This is a genomic window from Chryseobacterium lactis (assembly GCF_003815875.1).
Classification (GTDB): Bacteria; Bacteroidota; Bacteroidia; order Flavobacteriales; family Weeksellaceae; genus Chryseobacterium; species Chryseobacterium lactis.
Genome location: NZ_CP033924.1, coordinates 149205 through 168895 on the forward strand (window position 1 = coordinate 149205; position 19691 = coordinate 168895).

21 protein-coding genes are annotated in these 19691 nt (G+C 35.1%); 4 read left to right on the forward strand and 17 right to left on the reverse strand.

Annotated elements, in window-relative coordinates:
* Positions 1 to 92 precede the first annotated feature (92 nt).
* From EG342_RS00740 to EG342_RS00750, 3 genes are all read right to left on the reverse strand, one after another.
* Positions 93 to 716, reverse strand: a complete 624-nt coding sequence (locus EG342_RS00740; protein WP_103293922.1) for a hypothetical protein — start codon at positions 714 to 716, stop codon at positions 93 to 95.
* Between the two features lie 18 nt (positions 717 to 734).
* Positions 735 to 1502, reverse strand: a complete 768-nt coding sequence (locus EG342_RS00745) for a hypothetical protein (protein ID WP_246008701.1) — start codon at positions 1500 to 1502, stop codon at positions 735 to 737.
* 67 nt (positions 1503 to 1569) lie between these two features.
* On the reverse strand, positions 1570 to 2190 hold the full coding sequence (locus tag EG342_RS00750; protein ID WP_103293920.1) for a DUF5715 family protein: 621 nt from the start codon (positions 2188 to 2190) through the stop codon (positions 1570 to 1572).
* Between the two features lie 220 nt (positions 2191 to 2410).
* On the opposite strand from EG342_RS00750, the gene aqpZ reads away from it, so the two are divergent.
* Positions 2411 to 3127 (forward strand): aquaporin Z, encoded by a 717-nt coding sequence (gene aqpZ, locus EG342_RS00755; RefSeq protein WP_103294023.1) that lies wholly within the window; start codon positions 2411 to 2413, stop codon positions 3125 to 3127.
* Positions 3128 to 3268: 141 nt separating this feature from the next.
* On the opposite strand, the gene EG342_RS00760 is transcribed toward aqpZ, so the two are convergent.
* From EG342_RS00760 to aceB, 13 genes are all read right to left on the reverse strand, one after another.
* On the reverse strand, positions 3269 to 4126 hold the full coding sequence (locus EG342_RS00760) for a penicillin-binding transpeptidase domain-containing protein (protein ID WP_103293919.1): 858 nt from the start codon (positions 4124 to 4126) through the stop codon (positions 3269 to 3271).
* A gap of 71 nt (positions 4127 to 4197) precedes the next feature.
* Positions 4198 to 4866: a hypothetical protein gene (locus EG342_RS00765; RefSeq protein WP_103293918.1), complete on the reverse strand. Its 669-nt coding sequence runs from the start codon at positions 4864 to 4866 to the stop codon at positions 4198 to 4200.
* A 161-nt stretch (positions 4867 to 5027) separates the two neighbouring features.
* Entirely contained in the window at positions 5028 to 5573 is a 546-nt protein-coding gene (locus EG342_RS00770) for a hypothetical protein (RefSeq protein ID WP_103293917.1), read from the reverse strand.
* 170 nt (positions 5574 to 5743) lie between these two features.
* Entirely contained in the window at positions 5744 to 6736 is a 993-nt protein-coding gene (locus EG342_RS00775; RefSeq protein ID WP_185126927.1) for a LuxE/PaaK family acyltransferase, read from the reverse strand.
* A gap of 192 nt (positions 6737 to 6928) precedes the next feature.
* Positions 6929 to 7699: a UDP-2,3-diacylglucosamine diphosphatase gene (locus tag EG342_RS00780; RefSeq protein WP_103293916.1), complete on the reverse strand. Its 771-nt coding sequence runs from the start codon at positions 7697 to 7699 to the stop codon at positions 6929 to 6931.
* A 23-nt stretch (positions 7700 to 7722) separates the two neighbouring features.
* The gene (locus EG342_RS00785; RefSeq protein ID WP_103293915.1) at positions 7723 to 8169 is read right to left on the reverse strand and encodes a 6-pyruvoyl trahydropterin synthase family protein; all 447 of its coding nucleotides are present in this window, start codon (positions 8167 to 8169) and stop codon (positions 7723 to 7725) included.
* Positions 8170 to 8229: 60 nt separating this feature from the next.
* Positions 8230 to 9672 carry a serine hydrolase gene (locus tag EG342_RS00790; RefSeq protein ID WP_103293914.1) on the reverse strand — a complete coding sequence of 481 codons (1443 nt, stop codon included), beginning with the start codon at positions 9670 to 9672 and terminating at the stop codon, positions 8230 to 8232.
* A gap of 64 nt (positions 9673 to 9736) precedes the next feature.
* Positions 9737 to 10114 carry a hypothetical protein gene (locus EG342_RS00795; RefSeq protein WP_103293913.1) on the reverse strand — a complete coding sequence of 126 codons (378 nt, stop codon included), beginning with the start codon at positions 10112 to 10114 and terminating at the stop codon, positions 9737 to 9739.
* A gap of 10 nt (positions 10115 to 10124) precedes the next feature.
* Complete coding sequence (locus tag EG342_RS00800) at positions 10125 to 10502, reverse strand: acyl-CoA thioesterase (protein WP_246008702.1); 378 nt, start codon at positions 10500 to 10502, stop codon at positions 10125 to 10127.
* 157 nt (positions 10503 to 10659) lie between these two features.
* Positions 10660 to 11229 (reverse strand): OmpH/Skp family outer membrane protein, encoded by a 570-nt coding sequence (locus EG342_RS00805; RefSeq protein ID WP_103293911.1) that lies wholly within the window; start codon positions 11227 to 11229, stop codon positions 10660 to 10662.
* 192 nt (positions 11230 to 11421) lie between these two features.
* Complete coding sequence (locus EG342_RS00810) at positions 11422 to 12435, reverse strand: terpene synthase family protein (RefSeq protein WP_103293910.1); 1014 nt, start codon at positions 12433 to 12435, stop codon at positions 11422 to 11424.
* Between the two features lie 351 nt (positions 12436 to 12786).
* Entirely contained in the window at positions 12787 to 14067 is a 1281-nt protein-coding gene (gene aceA, locus EG342_RS00815; protein ID WP_103293909.1) for an isocitrate lyase, read from the reverse strand.
* 85 nt (positions 14068 to 14152) lie between these two features.
* Positions 14153 to 15727 (reverse strand): malate synthase A, encoded by a 1575-nt coding sequence (gene aceB, locus EG342_RS00820; RefSeq protein ID WP_103293908.1) that lies wholly within the window; start codon positions 15725 to 15727, stop codon positions 14153 to 14155.
* A gap of 126 nt (positions 15728 to 15853) precedes the next feature.
* Between aceB and EG342_RS00825 the strand changes: the two genes are divergently transcribed.
* The 3 genes from EG342_RS00825 to EG342_RS00835 all read left to right on the forward strand — a co-directional run bounded on the left by EG342_RS00825 (position 15854) and on the right by EG342_RS00835 (position 18932).
* Entirely contained in the window at positions 15854 to 17332 is a 1479-nt protein-coding gene (locus EG342_RS00825) for a helix-turn-helix domain-containing protein (RefSeq protein WP_103293907.1), read from the forward strand.
* Between the two features lie 100 nt (positions 17333 to 17432).
* Positions 17433 to 18086: a ComF family protein gene (locus EG342_RS00830; protein WP_103293906.1), complete on the forward strand. Its 654-nt coding sequence runs from the start codon at positions 17433 to 17435 to the stop codon at positions 18084 to 18086.
* A 159-nt stretch (positions 18087 to 18245) separates the two neighbouring features.
* Positions 18246 to 18932 carry an alpha/beta fold hydrolase gene (locus tag EG342_RS00835; protein WP_103293905.1) on the forward strand — a complete coding sequence of 229 codons (687 nt, stop codon included), beginning with the start codon at positions 18246 to 18248 and terminating at the stop codon, positions 18930 to 18932.
* 1 nt (position 18933) lies between these two features.
* Here the strand turns inward: EG342_RS00835 and upp are convergent, their stop codons facing one another.
* Complete coding sequence (gene upp, locus EG342_RS00840) at positions 18934 to 19584, reverse strand: uracil phosphoribosyltransferase (RefSeq protein WP_103293904.1); 651 nt, start codon at positions 19582 to 19584, stop codon at positions 18934 to 18936.
* Positions 19585 to 19691: the final 107 nt, after the last annotated feature.

Genomic DNA, 19691 nt, shown 5'->3' on the forward strand with positions numbered 1-19691 from the left:
TCTACTGATGAAAGCCCTGTAAGCAAGCAGAATAAAAGATACTATAACTGCTATGGTAACAATTATAAGGATCAACAGGTTAATATTTAAAGTTACTTCTTTAATCTGGCAAAGGTGTATAGTAGTGAACAGTACAAAATACTCGAAAGAATATTATTGGCACTGAGAATCATATAATAATCGTTTTCAGACAGATCCGGGATCTGATGCTGAATAATAAAGAAAAATACTGAAACAGAATAGTAAAAGAAAATACTGGCATCTACCAGCAGGAAACGATTCTGTACAGAAGTGTCTTTAATCTCTCTGATTAATGTAAATCCGGACAGGCTAATAATGATAATATTAGAGACTACTTTGGCAATATCAGCATTACCCGGGTAATTGAACCCATATTTTGAGATCATAAAACCGACGGCCAGCAATGCAGTAATTCCAGGAAAATATTTCGGCCAATCTAATTTTCTGATAAATAAACTTGTCAATAAAAAAAATTCACCTGCAATATATAAAGGGTAGAGAAATGACGTATCATTGAGGTTGAAAACATAAGGCAAAATAAGATTCAGCAACTCAATAAAAAAAAGAAAAGCAATACAATAAAAATATCGCTTCTCTTTTTTATCTAACATATTATATTTGACTGCTCCTAAAACGATAACAGATAGAAGCAGACCATAATTCAGGAATAAAATTGCCTTATAAAAATCAGCCATTCCTATTTTACTATTACATTAAAAATCAAAACCTGGTATACGGCAAACCGGCGGGCATGGTTTTGCCCAATCATAGGTATTTGCCTCAGTTAATGCACTACTTCCTGTATTTTGAAGATTTTCAAGGAAAGAAATAAACACCAGAGTTACCAACATTCTTCCATAGACATCATTGTATCTTAATCCGAATGAGCATACGATTTTTTTCAACCCCATATTGGAAAGGCATAAATCTGCGGTAGGCACATAAAATCTGGTAAATATTCTCGATCCTTTGTAATCCGTACATTCCTTATAAAACCAATCCATCCCCTCATTTCTCCACTTTTCAATAGCATCCAGGGCTTTATCCTGTTCAAGAACAGGTTTGCTGGCTATAGGAAAAGTCATTAGGGCATTTTTATCAATATTTTGAAGATCTTTGGAAAGGAGAGCATTTTTAACGACCGTATATTCTTGTATCTCCTGAAGTTTCAGATCATTTTCCAGCGGACAAAGAAGGCTGCAAGGAAACTCGTCCAAATCTTTTCTGTGGCCTTTTTCATCCATAGGAACGAGAATAATAATAACCTGGTTATCATAAATTCCCATTGCTACACAAAATTCTTCATATCCACTATTTTTCCTCATCCAGTCAAGATGTCCGTCCCCTATTTCAAAAATGTAGTTGGTAGGAATCAGTTTTTCAAGTTCAGGATAATTAGATAGATGTAAACTCCATTGATCCATTGCTGTTCTGCAATCGTCTTTACGAAGCATGAAATCTTCACTGTTTAATATTGTCATAATCATGGCATTTTTAAGTTGTATAAAAATATACAAACTACACATGTTATGCAAGTAAGAATTTTAATTAATAATTTCTCACTGTAATATGATAACAACTCTGTTGCTTTTCTTTGATGTAATAAATTCTACCAGCATCGGCATAATGCTTTAAAATTTTCTCTAATGCCGCTTCCATTTTCGGATTGTATTTGAGAACATCATTGAATCTGATATAAGAGATGTCAAAAGAATTTCCGTAGTTGTGAGAACTTATCCCTAAAGATGCATTGGAATTCACTCTTCTGAGTCTGCATTGATCTTCCAACGTTCTGGTAATTGACGACACCGTAAATGTTCCTCCTTTGGTATTTTTACTGAATTTGGAACCCATATTTTCTAATGTAGTTTTTGCTTTGGAAACCATATAAGGTCTGCTGTAATCAAGTCTTTGAATACGATAGCCTTTTCCACTTTTTTTAATCTTATGAAATTTTCCTTTAGTGATATACTTTTGTACTGTTTTGGAATCTTTCAGCAACTGTACTCCAAAACTTTTTGAAGCATCAAGATGTGGCTTATATAATGCAGTAGGCTCTACCTTCAACACAGAGGTAAGATCATAGCACGGAAAAGCTTTTTTCGTTGTCTGCGAATAATGTAGACTATAAATAAAAGGTACGAAGACCACACAAAGAAACTTTTTCATTAACTACCCTTTTAAATTACTAATGAAGAATAAAACGTTTATGTTATATCTTTCAACTTTGATAATAAAACTATCTGCAAAAATCCCAAACAAACATTAAACCAAATTATCAAAATTGTAATCTTTCTTCTCTTATTTTTGAAATATTTTTTCAGATTTATCTTTTTACTTTAAGATATAAATTTTACATTTGAGATGCATTTTAAAAATAAACAACATGATAAAAAAACTTTTTGCTGAATTTTTCGGCACATTTTGGCTTGTTTTCGGAGGTTGCGGAAGTGCTGTTTTCGCGGCCGGTGTTCCAGACATTGGTATCGGACTTTTAGGAGTTGCCCTTGCTTTTGGTCTTACGGTTTTAACAATGGCTTATGCCGTAGGGCATATTTCCGGAGGGCATTTTAATCCCGCTGTCTCTTTCGGACTTTTGGCTGGTGGAAGATTTTCCGCGAAAGATCTTATCCCTTATATTGTAGCACAATGTCTTGGAGCAATCGTTGCTGCAGGATGTCTGTATACAATCCTTAACGGAGCTGGAGTGGTAGATTTTTCTAAACCCGGAGCTTTTGCCACTAACTTCTACGGAGAAGCGGTCTACAACGGAAAAGCATTTAGTATGGGAGCAGCATTCCTGGCTGAATTCTTATTAACCGCTTTTTTCCTTATTGTGATCATGGGAGCTACGGATAAATGGGCTAATGGTAAGTTTGCAGGGATCGCGATCGGTCTTGCTCTTACTTTGATTCACTTAATTTCTATTCCAATCACCAATACTTCTGTAAACCCTGCAAGATCTCTTTCTCAGGCTGTTTTTGCAGGTGGATTGGCAATGTCACAACTTTGGTTGTTCTGGGTAGCCCCTATTTTGGGTGGAATTGTAGGCGGATTGATCTACAAATTCTTACTTCAGAGAGATACTGCGGAAATTGCTGATTAATTAAATTAAAGATAAATTTTTAAAAAAATAAACTATCTCGATCGAGATAGTTTATTTTTTTTTTACAACAATTGTAAAATCAGAAATTTTTAATAATGGATAAAAACCCCATTATTAGGCTGAAAAAGCTGGTGTACAATTTTATTTTAGAATACTCAGATCCTTGAAGATGGCTTTTGTAATTTCTTTTCTACAGGATCCAAAATTTGATCCATTTGCCTTTCTATCCTGCAGGAGTCTGGTTGCAAAAAAATAAGTACCATTCTTATTTTCTATACTCCCTATCCACCAGCCGGTATTCATTCCATTGTCTCTTGTCCAGCCTGTTTTCGATCTAATGGTAAAATCTTCATTTTGTTCAGTGATCATTACTCTTTTTACGATTTCAATATTTCTTTTTGAAAACGGAAGTTCTTCTGTATAAAGTTTCTTCATAAATTCGGCCTGATTGAAAGGCGAAATTCCAAATTTTCCAAAATTCCAGAAATCAGGATCTGTCTGTGATAGGTCAAGGTTTCCGTAATGAGCCCGTGTCAAATACTTTTTATAGTTTTCTTTACCAATCTTCTTTGCCAATTCTACAAACACCCAACCCGCTGATACCTCAAACGCTTCTTTTACCGTCATATCATGGTAGATATCAGGTCTAAAGCCGTATTTCAAAGTATCTGTCTTTCCTATCCATTTTACCATTTCATTTTCATCCTGAATGGTTTTGGTTTCTAATGCAATTAATAGGTTAATGACTTTGAAAGTAGAAGCAGGCAATGTTTCTTTTCTCACATTAACAGTATCAGACAAAAACCATTTGCGCCTGTTGTTATCATAAATCACAATCGAGCCTTCTACATGGCATTCATCAAAGTATTTTTTGAAATCACTTTTAACTACCAGCTCTGCTTTATTAATTTTTTCTGAATGATTAAAATCTTTATTCACTGAACAAGAAATTGTCAGTCCAACAATACTAATAAATTGAATAATCTGTCCTAATCTCATGGTATCAATATAAATTCTAAAAATAAAATATGAAATGAGTGACTGTTTAGTAAAGACATACTAGAAAATTATCATTTATACAGATTCTGCCTCTCAATAATATTTTCTAATGTTACTGATAAACTTTCAATATCCCCACCATCAGGATGAAAAACCCACAAAGAATTCCCATCTCTGTAATCTATACATAAAAGCTTTGTACCTTCTGAACCTATTGTTAAACAATTCGAAATATCTTTATAGTTCAAATCTTGACCTTTTGAAGAGATTCCACCAGTGACCTCTATTAATGAATTTGCAAACCCTTTTAATTGGCTAATTGTAAGATAAGACGTTCCGTCAACATTTATTTTTTCACAAAGCTGGTTAAGATCATACAGATTAAAGTTCTCTTCGTTTGAAAAAATTGAAATTTGAGGATCGAATTTGCGACTGATCAAGTAATCAAAATAGGCTAAGGGGATTTCAACTTTTGCTCGATCCAGAATAGTTGTCAGTTGTTTTATTGTTTTTTTCTTTGTTTCAATAGTGATATTGGGATCAGAATATCCAAACTTATCTGATTTCCATTGTACTGTATTAAACTTAAACTCCCTTGAACACTCCGGGCAATGTATGATCATAAAAGTCATTTTCTTTTCGGATGCATTGTATAGAAAGTCATAATCATGTTTGCTTAGCTTCTTGGCTTCAATTGTTTTTCCACAATCCCAAGGGTAAGGACAAATAATATCTTCCATATTCCTTTTTCAATAATAAGTAATCTCAATGAAAATTATATAAAACAATAACCATTTACGGCAGTATAATATTATTTATAGCTCACTCGTAAACAATATCATCATCCTCGCTAATATACAAAAAGAAAGCATCAAAAAAGCCCTGTATTCCGACAGAGCTTCTATTTTCTTTTTTTTATATCAAAAGGATTTTTAAAAATAAGTTCTTCCAGTTTTCCTTTGATCTCCATTTTACGCTGAAGCAGATTTAAAGCCATTTTTCTGATAAAAAGATCTTTATCATTTAACTTCCAGTAAGAATCTTCATGAAGTTTTTTCGGTGGACGAATTAAATAAAATTCCGTTTCCCAGGTGTCTGCATTGTGATAAAACTCGATAATTCCACAATGTTCAGGAATGAGACTAGCCTCTACCATTCCCATCGGAAGCAAAAAACTGAATGCATTACAAACATAATCACCACACGAAATTTTATCGTGTTTCAAAAATGTCTCGCCCGTCTCTCTGTTGATATAGGATTTTTTAAAATCATTTTTAAAATCACTTTTTGAAAATTTGATTTCAATTTCATGACTTAGCCCTTCTGCATCAACGATGAGGATATCAGCTTCCCAGTCTGCCTGAAAATAATTCGTAAGAACAAGCTCTTTCTCAAAGTCACAATGAGAATGAATATAAGCGTGAACAAGTTCTTCTATTTTGATCATGATGTGAAGAGTTAAGATAATAGATAATAGATAATAGATAATAGACGAAGAGATGAGAGATTTAAAAAGAGTAAAACCAACAACTGACAGTTATCAATTTTAAATGCTAAACTTTAAACGTTTGATTTCACTCTTAAAACCCGACAACAAATCCATAACAGTTAAAGTTTTTAGCTCACCAAAAGGCTGCAACCACGGATATCAGAGTGGTCTATTCTTCCCAATACCTGAAATGTATCGCCTGTTATTTTTCCCAGATCCTGAGTAGCAATAAAAGAACAGGAATGGATATTGGCAAGGTCAATAATATTAATGGCTCCCGTTCTTCCCTCTTTTTCGTAGGAGAAAGGATCTTCAGCATTTCTTACCATAATCCTCATCCAATTGGGGCATTCGTATTCATTATTTCCCATTGAATATGCCTGTGACAGCAATTCTGTCATAGAATATTCGGAATATATTTTATCTGTTTTAAGACCGTCTTTTAGGATTTTAAGGAGTTCGTCTTTTGTCATTTCTTCTTTTCGGCCTTTCATTCCTCCGGTTTCAATCACGGTTAAGTTTTCAAGAAAACTTAGCGAGTCTTCACTCTTCTCAGCATGACAATAGTCCAAAAAGTCTAACAGGGCAAAGGAAACTCCAAAAAGAATCACCTTTTTATCCTTCAATTGATTCAAAAGGTCAAAAAGTTCGGCATGGTTGTAAAGGAAATATCCGTTTTCCGGTTTTCCTGATTTTTTCATCAGATAATCAACCATGTAAATCAATGATGAATTCTGTTTTTCAAGATAGCTTGGAAGCAATCCGAGAAAAATAAAATCTTCAGGTTTGCCAATAAACTGTTCAAAACTTTTATAAATACTTTCCTCATATAAACCCGGATCAGCAATATGATGTTTCGAAAGATTCATCTGGGTTGTCCCTGAACTTTGAAAAAACAGATCAGTGGTCACATTTTTATCCAGAATCTGATGGTTTTTAAACATTTCTATAGGCAGAAAAGGGATTCTCACCAGACTGTCAACCTCATCAGGGTTTATTTTTAAAAAGTCAACGAATTTCCTGTATATCTCAACATTTTCGTATTGATAACGAAATGTTTCCAATGATGCTTCAAGGAAATCCTGCTCTGTTTGTATGTTGAATATATTTTCCAATTTCATAGTTTCTTGATCATTATTACCACCTCATTATAAAGCAGTTAACAGAAAATAGAATATTAATTAATAAATTTTTAACACCACAGTCGCATTTTGGTAAACTTCTTGCAAGTACTTATTCGGAATATGGATTAAAAAAAGAATAGGTTTCGGTCTATTCGAAAATTACCTCTCAGGAGGTAATTTTTTTTTGTCTTATTTTTCAAAAACCTTGAGTTCAAAATCTTTTTCAAAAACGCCGTAGGTAAAATAAGAAATCCAGTCACCCAGATTAATATATTTTGAATCCGGATCCATATCAAGTACCATTGGCAGATGCCTGTGTCCATAGATGAAATAATCAATCTTTTCTGTTTTCAACTTTTCCTTAGAATAGATGATCAGGAACTCTTTATCTTCACCCAGAAACGCTTTATCTTCTTCTCCGGAAATCATTTTATTTTTTTGAGAAAGATACAATGCAACTTTCATGGCAATATCAGGATGAAGCCACTTGAAGAACCATTGCGCTATAGGATTGGTAAATAACTTCTTCATCCTCTTGTATCCTTTATCTCCGGGGCCGAGACCGTCGCCATGAGCCAGTAAAAACTGTTTGCCGCCCATTTCAAAATATTGTTTCTGATAAAAAACAGTACATCCGATTTCTTCTTCCAAATAATCTTTCATCCACAAATCATGGTTTCCGACAAAGAAATAAATATGAATTCCTCTGTCTTTCAGCTCTGCAATCTTTCCAAGAACCCGTACATATCCTTTGGGTACCACATGCTTCCACTCGTGCCAAAAGTCAAAAAGATCACCCATCAAAAACAAAACCTGTGCATCTTCCTTGATCTCATCCATCCAGCGTATAAACTTCTCTTCACGCACCTTACTCTCTTTTGGAGTAGGAGCACCAAAATGCTGGTCTGAAGCGAAGTACACCTTTTTTCCAGGTTCTAAATTAATTGTAGTTTTTAACACCTTCTGAGTTTTGTTGAATAAAATTATTGATTATCTTCTGCAAACCATTCTCCATAAGAGTTTTCTGTCTCATGAAGTTTAAGATAGGCAAGGGAAATTCCTTCAGGAAGTTTTGATTTTATTTTTGAAGCAATGGCATACAGCATGTTTTCACAAGTCGGTTGAAAGCTGCAATAAATTACTTTATGTCCTCTCTGCTCAAGCTCATCACCCAGTTCTTTGTGCGGAGATAAAGCATTAAGAAGAACCGCATGATCCCATACATCTACAATTTCAGATTTTACGATACTTTTGATATCTCCAAAATCTACCACCATCCCGTTTTTAGGGTTTTCCATATCATTAATGGGCTTACCTTTCACTGTTACAAACAGCTTATAGGAATGCCCGTGCATATTTTTACATTTCCCATCGTAATTGTACAGTACGTGAGCTGTTTCGAATGTAAAAATTTTTGTTATACGTATCATACTGCAAAGATAGGACAAAACAGTTGAACACAGAAAAGACTCTTTATTTTACCGATGTTTTTAATCAATTCTTAAGGTTAAATTATTATCCTGTGTTCCATCAATATTGCTGGCGTTGTAAGGCACAGTGAGCCAACCGTTTTTATTCATCACAAATTTAAATCCGTATGTTTTTCCTTTTTCAAACTGCGTTTTTGGCAATGCGAGTTCAAACTTATTTTTATCTTTTAAAACCAGTTGATATGATTTATCTTCAGGATTCCAGTTGTTAAAAGCTCCGGCAACTGAAATTGTATTGATAAATTCTGGACTCACACCTTTAGGATACCGGTAGGAAAAGACTACTTTATCATTTTCTGTCCTGTATCCATACACTTCTTTTTTAAGATTCGGATGAACGAAAGGCTCAGCAATCGTAATTTCTTCCGTCAGGGCATATGGATTCATCAGGTGTTTATCCATAATTCCGGCAATATGATTAATCATCTGGTACATCACCGGGAATCCTTTATTTCCGTTATACATAACCACTATAGCCATATTATTTTCCGGAAAAATTGAGTACGCACTTACATTTCCACCGGAAAAACCGTATGATCTTATCGTATTAGCATCTGTAATTTCCCAGCCGTGAGCGAATTCCCAACCGTTGTTTTTGTAATTAAACGGTTGCCACATTATTTTTTTAGTCTCCGGTTTCAAAAAATCATTTTTGCTAAAATGAATACTCCACTGTAAAAAGGCAGGAAGAGTAACTGCTAATCCATTGCTGGAATGAGATCTCAACCCGTCAATAACCATTAGTTTTTCGTATTGTTTCTTTGTTGAATTATAATTGTACTTTCCTACCCTGTTAGGAATTTTCTCTACAGAATTGGAGGAAAAAACCACGTGGTTCTTTGCATCCGGAAATTGATTATCCAGGATATAGTCTTCAAAAGATTTTCCTGTTATTTTTTCAATAATCATGGCAATCAACAGATAATTGGTCTGATTATACCGATAATGATCTCCCGTTTCAAATTCCATTTTTTCTTTAGACAATCGGTTAATGACTTCATTATTGGTAGCTTTTTCCGGAAGGTCTTTAGCATCAGCCATATCCGGAAGCCCTGAGGAGTGCGAAAGAAGGTTTTTCACCTGTATATTCTGCCATCCCTTTGGTAAATTGTCTATGTACTTTGAAATCTTATCTTCCAGAGACAATTTTCCTTCTTCAATAAGTTTAAAAGTACCAATATTTGACATAAGCTTTGTATTGGAATATATCCTGAACATGGTATTGGAATTCACTTTTTTATCACTTTCCAGATTCTCTCTTCCATAATATTGCTGAAAGATTACTTTGTCATTTTTTACAACTCCAACGGCCATCCCGGGAATTTCATTGATTTGAATAACATTTTTTATATAGCTGTCAATGGCTTTTGACTGTTCTGCTGTTTGGGTGTATCCTAAGAATGAAAAACTTAAAAAAAGTATAACTAAAATAGTTTGTTTCATGGTTATTATCGTAATGTTTCTTTATAAAGACAGTTGTTGCTTTTATTGTATTACATTGAACTGATTATAATAATTGATCTGTTTCAAAACCCAGCTGTAACAAATAGCTAATTCCACTTTGTAATTCTATCACATTGTTTCCTGTCCAGCCATTTTTTTGCCCCACTATAATGAGTTGCCGAATATACTTAGGTTCATTAAGATTTATATTTTCAGTTACGTTTGTAATTGTATTCATTAATTCAACTCCAGATTTTAAAGGTTGTCCCACAATATAATGGTCGCGGGTCATAAAGTTAATAACAAGCGGGGTTTGTTTTTGACCGATTAAAAATATTTTCACAGTTAGCGTATTGGTTTCTGTTCCGGGGTGATATTGATCTTTAACTAAGTACAAATACTCTGTGTCATTGACAATTATTTTTCTTAACCTGGTTTTCATTCTCTATCATTTAAATCAATTTCTCCAGCCAATCCTTTTCCAATCTCTTAATTTTCTTGGCTTCAGGATCAAATAAAATCCAAAGCGTACTTGAATCTACTACCAATTCATCATTACAGTAAAATTCAACTTTTCTGGGTTGCTTTGCACCTTCCGGAGTCTGAGGATAGGTTTTAACTGTAATCACATCATTCAGATACACTTGCTTTTTATATTGAATATGATGATCCAAAAGCATCCATACATCATTTACATATTCTGTTGTATGCTTTAAAAGATTCCAGTGTTCTGCAGCTACTTCCTCTACCCAATGCACATATTGTACATTATTCACATGGTTATTCTGATCAATATGTTCCTCCGTAACCCGGATTTGTTTCTCATACATTAAACCCATCTTTCTGAAAATTTGCTCAAATTTATAACTTAAAAACAACACTTTTCCAATCCAACAAAAATAAAACACCAAATTTTGTCTTAAAAAAAACGGAATCAGATTTTCATCCGATTCCGTTCTGCAATATTTAGTATATTGAAATTATAATTTACTTTTTGGAAGCCGGTTTAGAGGCTGTAGCCGTAGCTCCTAATTTAGTTTTAACTAAAGTTGTAATATCTTCACTTCCGTCTGTATACACAAGATTGTTGGCACCCTGTGTAGCCGTATCAAATACATAGCTGATCCCTTTTTCTTTTGCAACAGCTGAAATAGCACCGTGTACTTTTTGCTGTATAGGCGTAAATAACTCAGCTTGTTTTGCAGAAATCTCTTTAGCTGCCTGACCTCTTGCTCCTTCAATCTTTTTTCCTAAAGCATCCAGGTCTGTTTGTGCAGCCATCAGTTCTTTAGTTACCGCTTCTTTATTCGCTTCGGTCATTGTTTTTTCTTTATCCTGTGCCGTTTTCAGCTTAGTTTGGTATTCACCGATTAATTTTTCAATTTCAGTCTGTTTAGACTTAGTAAAACTTTCAATTGTGGAAGAAACTGTTTTCACTTCAGATAAATTAGCAAAAATATCATCGGTATTTACGCTACCTATTTTCTGTTGAGCCTTTGCAGCATTGGCTGTTAATGTTAATCCTGCAGTAATAAAGAGTACTTTAATTAAATTCATTTTAATAATTTTTTTCGCTCCCAAATATAATTCTATTTTTTAATTATCTATTATTTTTATTTTTTGGAATTAACATAGCCGAAAACAACCTTAGATAAAGGATTTTTCGATAAAAAAACAGGCATTTTAAATCTCAGAATTTCTTTATTATTCTGCATAAAAATATCGATATTCTGATGGTTTATTCAATTATCAGATCTCGTTTAATCTTTTCTGAAGTTCTAAAGCACTTGGAAATGAAGTTCCATTATAACGGTCAAGATGGGCAGAAATATCTTTCCAGCCACTGAGAAACATACTCATTAATTGAACCCAGTTGGCAACAGCTTCCTGCCATATCCCAAAATCCGGAAGCGAAGTTTGTAAACGTATAAACTCTTCAAGATCCTCATTATGACGACGCAGACTTTCCAGACAGGCTTCTTCTAGTGTCATTTTGTATTCATTCTGGATAACTTTTACGACATTATAATAAATACATCCGGTAGCCTCATCCTTCCTGAGCGATTGTATTTCATTAAAATAAACTGTCATTTGACATATCAACACCTGAAGGCGCTTAATAACATGATGTTCATAAACCTCTTCAGGTAATACAACCCCGGTTCCCACTTCTATAAGCTGCATAAAAGGATACAAACAAACTGATTTCTCTCTCAGAGCGACACATTCGGCTATTGTTGGAAACTGCTGCTTCTTTTTATATTTCAATTCTGCTTCCAATCCCGTAAAATACGTATCAATCATTTCACTAAGACGAAAAATGGATGCTTCCGGCACAAATTGTAATAGCTCATACCGTAATGAAGCTAACATCCCGCTCAAAGGGATAGTTGAGGCAGAAACTTCCATTTCCCCATTCAATATAGCAGTTGACTGGGTTCTTACTATTTCAAGATTATCAGACTCACTTTGCTCATAGAGATCATCATTATAAAACGCCCAAAGCATTAGTTTACCAATAGGTTTGAGACGTTCAAAGGACGCTATAGGTGAAAAATAAGCTGCAATATGAGCTGTTTTAGTCTTTTTATACTTTTTACGTAATTCAGGATTGTTTTTATAAATCCATAAATATTCTCCATCAATCCATTGATCATCAGTAATCTCCTGCAGGTCATCAGCATGGGGATTTTTTAATACGGGAAAGGGATATGTAAAGTTTTTGTAAAGAAATTCAACAGTGTCAAAATTTTCGTTGTTCATGATTATATGGTTTAGTACTTAATTTTCATTTTTAAAGGATATTGCTTAAAAACATCTCCCATTAAATTTCAAAAAGGTACAGCCATGAATAATATGTAGTAATTTACTTATTAATTGGTATCAACTTATCAAAATTTATTTTTTAACCCCAATAGCATACAATTAATTAAATAACAGCTATTTACTATAATTATTTTCTAATAATTCAAACAAAAGCATTCAAAACAAAGTTCGTTTAGGGAACCAAAAAACTTTTGATAAGTTCTGTTTCTTAAATCTTATGGTATTTTAATCACAAAAAACCTTCCCAAAAAATGAGAAGGTTCACATCAAAAAATATGGAAAAAATGACTAATGAAACTGTGCAGTTTCCGTAGAATCTTTCATTGCCACGGTCGCTGAAGAATCATTCGTAACAATATTTTGTACCTCGTCAAAATATCCTGTTCCTACAAAAGACTGGTGTTTTACTGCTCTGAAGCCTTTTTGCTGCAAAGCGAACTCACGTTCCTGTAATTCTGAATATCCTGCCATTCCTTTTTCTTTGTAAGCAAGAGCCAATTCAAACATCGCCGTATTCAAAGCATGGAATCCTGCTAATGTAATAAACTGGAACTTGTAACCCATTTTTGCCAGCTCTTCACGGAAAGTAGACATTTCTTCAACACTTAGCTTTGCTGCCCAGTTGAATGAAGGCGAACAGTTATAAGCCAGCATCTTTCCCGGAAATTTTGCATGGATTCCTTCCGCAAACTTTCTTGCCTGCTCCAGATCAGGATTTGAGGTTTCCATCCAAATCAGATCTGCATAAGGAGCGTAGGACAATCCTCTGTCGATTCCCTGCTCTACTCCATTTTTAACTACATAAAATCCTTCAGAAGTTCTTTCGCCTGTTACAAATTTTTTGTCGCGATCATCAATATCTGATGTCAGTAAATCTGCTGCATCTGCATCTGTTCTTGCAATAATAAGACTTGGAACTCCTAAAACATCGGCTGCCAGACGTGCGGCAACTAATTTATTAATGGCTTCCTGCGTAGGAACCAATACTTTTCCTCCTAAATGTCCACATTTCTTTGCAGAAGAAAGCTGATCTTCAAAATGCACTCCCGCAGCACCTGCTTCAATCATTTGTTTCATCAATTCGAAGGCATTTAAATTTCCTCCAAATCCTGCTTCCGCATCAGCAATGATCGGCACAAGATATTCTTTATTTCCGGCTCCGCTCACCGACTGTACCTGATCGGCTCTTAATAGAGCATTATTGATTTTCTTCACTACAGAAGGAACTGAATTCGCCGGATACAAAGATTGATCAGGATACATTTCTCCGGAAAGATTAGCGTCTGCCGCTACCTGCCATCCTGAAAGATAAATCGCTTCCAGCCCGGCATCGACTTCCTGTACTGCTTGATTCCCTGTAAGTGCACCCAATCCTGCAACGAAATCCTGGTTATTTAATTTATCCCAGAATTTTTCGGACATTTCCGTTGCGATGGTATAATCAATTTTATAGGAACCACGAAGTTTTAAAACTTCTTCCGCAGTATACGGTCTTTTGATACCGTTCCAACGGGGATTTGTAAGCCAATCCTGCTCTATAGCCTGGATTTGTTCTTGTTTTGTTTTCATAATATTTGGATTTTGTTATTTTTTGGTAATTACTAGATTTGTTAATGGTCGGTTATTCAAATCATTATCAGTTTACAATTTTCAATTAAATAAAAGGATATGCTTTTAGGGTTAAAAACTCTTCAAATTTTTCAGAGAAAATCAACTCATTGAAAAGTTCTTTAGCCAGGTTGAATTTTCCGTTTTTAAAGCGGGCCTCACCTACATACTTTTCAATATTTTCCATTTCTTCGGTTTCCCATTGCAGAACCATAGCGCGGGTTAATACCCTGTCATCACTTAAAACTGCTTCATTTTTCAGCCATTGCCAGATTTGCGTTCGTGAAATTTCTGCAGTGGCGGCATCTTCCATTAAATTGTATATCGCTGCTGCACCGACTCCCATCAGCCAGCTTTCAAGATAGAGAATGCCAACATTGATGTTTTTCCGGACTCCTTTTTCTGTAATACCGCCTTTGGGAATTTCCAGCAGATCACTTTCCTGAATATGATATTGAACTTTTTTATCAATCTGATTTTTTGAAGGCATATGAAGATCAAAAATTTCTTTGGCAACCGTTACCAATGCCGGATGGGCCACCCAGGTTCCGTCATGTCCGTTTTTCACTTCCCTTTCTTTGTCGCTTCTTACTTTTTCGAAAGCAATTCTGTTTGCCTCATCGTCATCTTTCACAGGAATTTGCGCGGCCATTCCTCCAATCGCATGAACATTTCTCTTGTGGCATCCTTCGATAACCCGTTTAGAATAGGCGCTCATAAAAGGTGAAGTCATCGTTACCTGGTCTCTGTCCGGAACTATAAATTCCGGCAGGTTTCTGAATTTTTTAATGAAAGAAAAAATATAATCCCATCTTCCACAATTCAGTCCGGCGCTATGTTCTTTTAATTCAAATAAAATTTCATCAATCTGAAAGGAAGCTGTAATTGTCTCTATTAAAACCGTAGCTTTAATGGTTCCTTGTGGAATTCCCAGGTAATTTTGGGCAAAAACAAAAACATCATTCCACCAGCGGGCTTCTTTATAATGTTCCAGTTTTGGAAGGTAAAAATAGGGTCCACTTCCGTTTTCCAGCAGCTTTTTTACATTTCTGAAAAAATAAATCCCAAAATCAGTCAATGATCCTGAAGTTATTTCACCATCAATTTCAATATGCTTTTCCGGAAGGTGCAATCCTCGTGGACGAACCAGTAAAACGGCAGTCTTTTCATTAAGCTGATAACTCTTACCTTTTTCATTTACAAAATCAATGGTTCTGTTTACCGCGTCTGAAAGATTAATTTGCCCTTCCACGCAATTTTGCCAGGTAGGCGAACTGCTGTCTTCTAAATCTGCCATGAATGTGGAAGCTCCGGAATTTAAAGCGTTAATAATCATTTTTCGGTCAACAGGCCCTGTGATCTCAACTCGTCTGTCCAAGAGATCTGCCGGCAAAGAGGCACAAACCCAGTTTCCATTTCTGACCTCTTCGGTTTCTTTTAAAAACTTCGGAAGAATGCCTTGGTCAAATTCCTGCTGAGTTTTTTTTCTTTCTTCTAAAAGTTCCAGTCTTCCGGAATTAAATTTTTGATGGAGGGCAATCAAAAAATCTGTCAGATCCGGAGTGAAAATTTCTTCAAACGGCTTTTGCGCCTTGATTATTAGTTGAGTCTTTGTTTCCATAACATATTGATTTTGTGATTCTATGTTACAAACATAAATAAAAAAATTCACAATCAGCGAACGTTCGCTAAAAATATTAAAAAATTATTATGCGAATAATCGCATCTTATTATTTATATTTGAGTAATGAATTCAGATAGCGACTTTATCAAAACCATTTTCGGACTGAAATTAAAGCAACAGAGACAAAAGAAAAATTGGTCACTGCAGGATCTTGCTGTAAAAACCGGATTATCAAAATCTTATCTTAACGAAATTGAAAACGGGAAGAAATATCCTAAACACGATAAGATTATTCAGCTTTCAGAAGCTCTGAACTGTACTTTCGATGATCTGGTTTCGACAAAGCTTGATAAAAACCTGGCTCCTTTTAACGAAATTCTGCAATCGGACTTTTTCAAAGAGGTTCCTCTTGATTTATTCGGGATTAATAAAAACAACCTCATCAGCATTATCAGTGATGCCCCCAAAAAGGTAACAGCTTTTATTAATGCCCTGATCGAGATTTCTCAGAATTATAATCTTGGAAAGGAAAGGTTTTATTTTGCCGTTTTAAGATCATTTCAGGAGTTGTACGACAATTATTTTCCTGAAATCGAAGAGAAAGTCAGCCAGTTTATCGAGGAAAATCAATTAAAAATTGACAAAAGCCTCGAGTCTGATGTTCTTGAAAAGATTCTTCTGGAAAAATTTAACTATACAATTCAATCTGAAAATTTTGAACAGTATGGAACATTGGATAATCTTCGTTCTTTATTCATTCCGGAGAAAAAATTACTACTGCTCAATCAAAAACTTGAAAGGGATCAGAAAACATTTATTTTAGCGAAAGAAATCGGATTCAATGTTTTGGAATTAAAAATTCGTCCCAACACTTATTCATGGCTTGATTTCGGAAGTTTCGAAGAGATTTTAAATAATTTCTATGCTTCTTATTTTGCCGGAGCTTTATTAATTTCAAAAAATACAGTTCTTGAAAAAACGTCGGAGTTTCTTCAACAAAACACATGGGAACCCCAAAACTTTGGAGATCTTATCAACAGTTTCACTCATTCTCCTGAGACTTTTTATTACCGGCTGACCAACATCCTTTCTGCTGAAATGGGGATTAAAGATCTTTTTTATTTATGCCTGGTAAAAAAGAAAGGCTCTGATAAAATCCAGATTTTAAAAGAACTGCACCTGAATCACCAACAGGCCCCTCATGCCAATGCCACCAATGAGCATTATTGCAGAAGGTGGATTGCCGTAAAAAACATGTATCACTTAAAGGAAAATGAAACATTAACCGACGCTCAGATTTCTCATTATAAGGATCAGGGAATAAGCTATCTGGTTATTTCTACTTCACAAAAAAATCCTTTTTCTGATGGCAGCAACAGAAGCTATTGTCTTGGTATTTTATTGAATTCCCAGACGATCAAAAAAATCAATTTTGTAAAATCTCCGTCTTTAAAAACAATCAATGTTGGCGTTACCTGCGAATCTTGCAGCATTGCAGACTGTGAAGTAAGGCAGGCTCCTCCGGTTCGTCTGGAAAAAGAACATTTTAATCTCAGCATGAAAAATTCTATTGAGAAAATCAGGAAGGAGTTTGAGAAATAAGGTTTGGATTGGGAGTGTTTGAGCGTTTGAGAGTGAGAGGGTTTGAGAGATTTTGAATCTGCAATTGAAATACATTTCTTACCTTTAACAAAAACACACGATGATACTGGACTTATTGTTTCCTAACCGCTGCATTCATTGCAACAGGATTATTGATCCTGAAGTATTGGTATGTGATCTATGCTGTAACCAGATTCATTTTACACATTATGATTATTTTGAAAGTAATCCAATCACTGAGAAATGTAAATTACTCTTTCCCGTGGAACATACCTATGCTTTAATTCAATTTGAAAAGGAAAATTTAAGCCGTAACATCATCCACGAACTGAAATACAGAAGCAGAGAAAAAATCGGAAAAATTCTCGCGGAGTGGGTCACAGAACGTCTGGACTTTAAAAATCACAAGCCTGATCTGCTGGTAAGTGTACCGCTTCATCCAAAGAAATTAAAGGAAAGAGGCTACAACCAGCTTCATCTGTTTACGGAAACTCTGGCTGAGTTTTATCAAATCCCGTTTGATCATGAACTTATTCAGAGAAATCATTATTCAAAAGCACAGGCTTTAAAAGATAAAAAGCACAGGCTGGCAGCAGGTAATGCATTTTCCATTACAAAACCTATAACCGGAAAACATATTGTTCTGATTGATGATGTCTTCACGACAGGAAATACCGTTTCATCTATTGCGTGGGAAATTTTAAATGCCGGTGACAATAAAGTAAGCGTATTGGTAATGGCGGTAGATGCATAATGATGGAAAGGTTCCGGGTTCTAGATATTTAAAGTTAATATTCACTCTCATACCCTTCTACTCTCAAACTCCCAAACACTCCTACACTCCCACTCCTCCTTCAAAAACCATTTCTCTCTTTCAGTTCTTTTTCTTAATTTTCGGAAAAACTAAATAGCAATGCTAAATTTGATTTTATTGCACGGTGCTTTAGGCCACAGTGATCTATTTAATCCTTATCTGAAAACATTTTCCCAATATTTCAACGTTCACACCCCTTTATTTTCCGGACACGGAAACACAGAGCTTCCTGAAGATGGGATCAGTATAGAAAAATACACCAGTGAATTATCTGATTATTGCAGAGAACATAATTTAACCGATGTTCATATTCTGGGACATAGCATGGGAGGTTACGTTGCCCTTTGTTATGCGATGAAACATCCTGACAACGTCAATTCCGTGATTACATTAGGAACAAAATTTGAGTGGACGGAGGAACAGGCTATAAAGGAAAGCAAAATGCTTAATCCCGATATTATTCTTGAAAAAGTACCTCAGTATGCCCAACTTTTAGAAACACAGCATGGTTCAAAGTGGAAAAAATTACTTCCTGCCATTGCTGATTTGATGATTGATTTAGGAAAAAGACCTCCATTGGAAGATCATCTGTCAGGCATTACTATTCCTGTTCAGATTATGGTTGGAGATAAAGACAATATGGTCGCACTGGAAGAAAGTATGAAAGTATACCGAAGCCTTCCTAATGCAAAACTGGCCGTACTTCCGGATACAAAACATCCATTGGATAAAGTACGACCTGATTTATTATTTGGCTTAATAAAAGATTTCTGGAATCTTTCTTAGATTATCGTTGAAGTTTTTCGCCGTAGCTTAGATCTCCTGCATCCCCCAATCCTGGTGTAATATACCCTTTTGAAGTCAGATGTTCATCGATAGCTCCTACCCAAATATGGGCATCGGGATATGCGCTTTGAATTGTTTTTACACCTTGTTTTGATGCAATTGCCGCTACAATATGAAGTTGAGTTGGATTCCCGTTTGTCAGCAAGTCTTTGATTGCTTCAATTAAAGATGCTCCTGTTGCCAACATGGGATCAGCAACGATCAAAGGTCTTCCTTCAATGTTTGGACAGGTAAGGTAATCCTGCTTAATAGAGAAATAATCATTGGCATCGTGCTTTCTATAGGCCGCTACAAAGCCACAGTCTGCTCTGTCCAGATAATTAAGAATCCCTTCGAACAATGGAACTCCGGCTCTCAAGATGGTGGTAATAACCGGTTGCACTGCGATTTCTCTGCTTTTTATGGTATCTAAAGGAGTTTGGATTTCAACTTCTCGTTGTTCCAATCCTTTGCTTATTTCAAAAGCGGCGATTTCTCCGATTCTTTCCATATTTCTGCGGAATCTCATTCGGTCATGCTGAACTTCAACGTTTCGAAGTTCATTAATCCATTCATTAACAAGAGAAAAATTTTCTGATAATATAGTAAGCATTAAGATCTTAAATTTTTAATTACAGTTAGTCGATATTTATCGCCGTAAAATTACAACTAAAAAACGAATTTGCGGTTTGCCGATAAATGGAAATAAAGTATATTTAT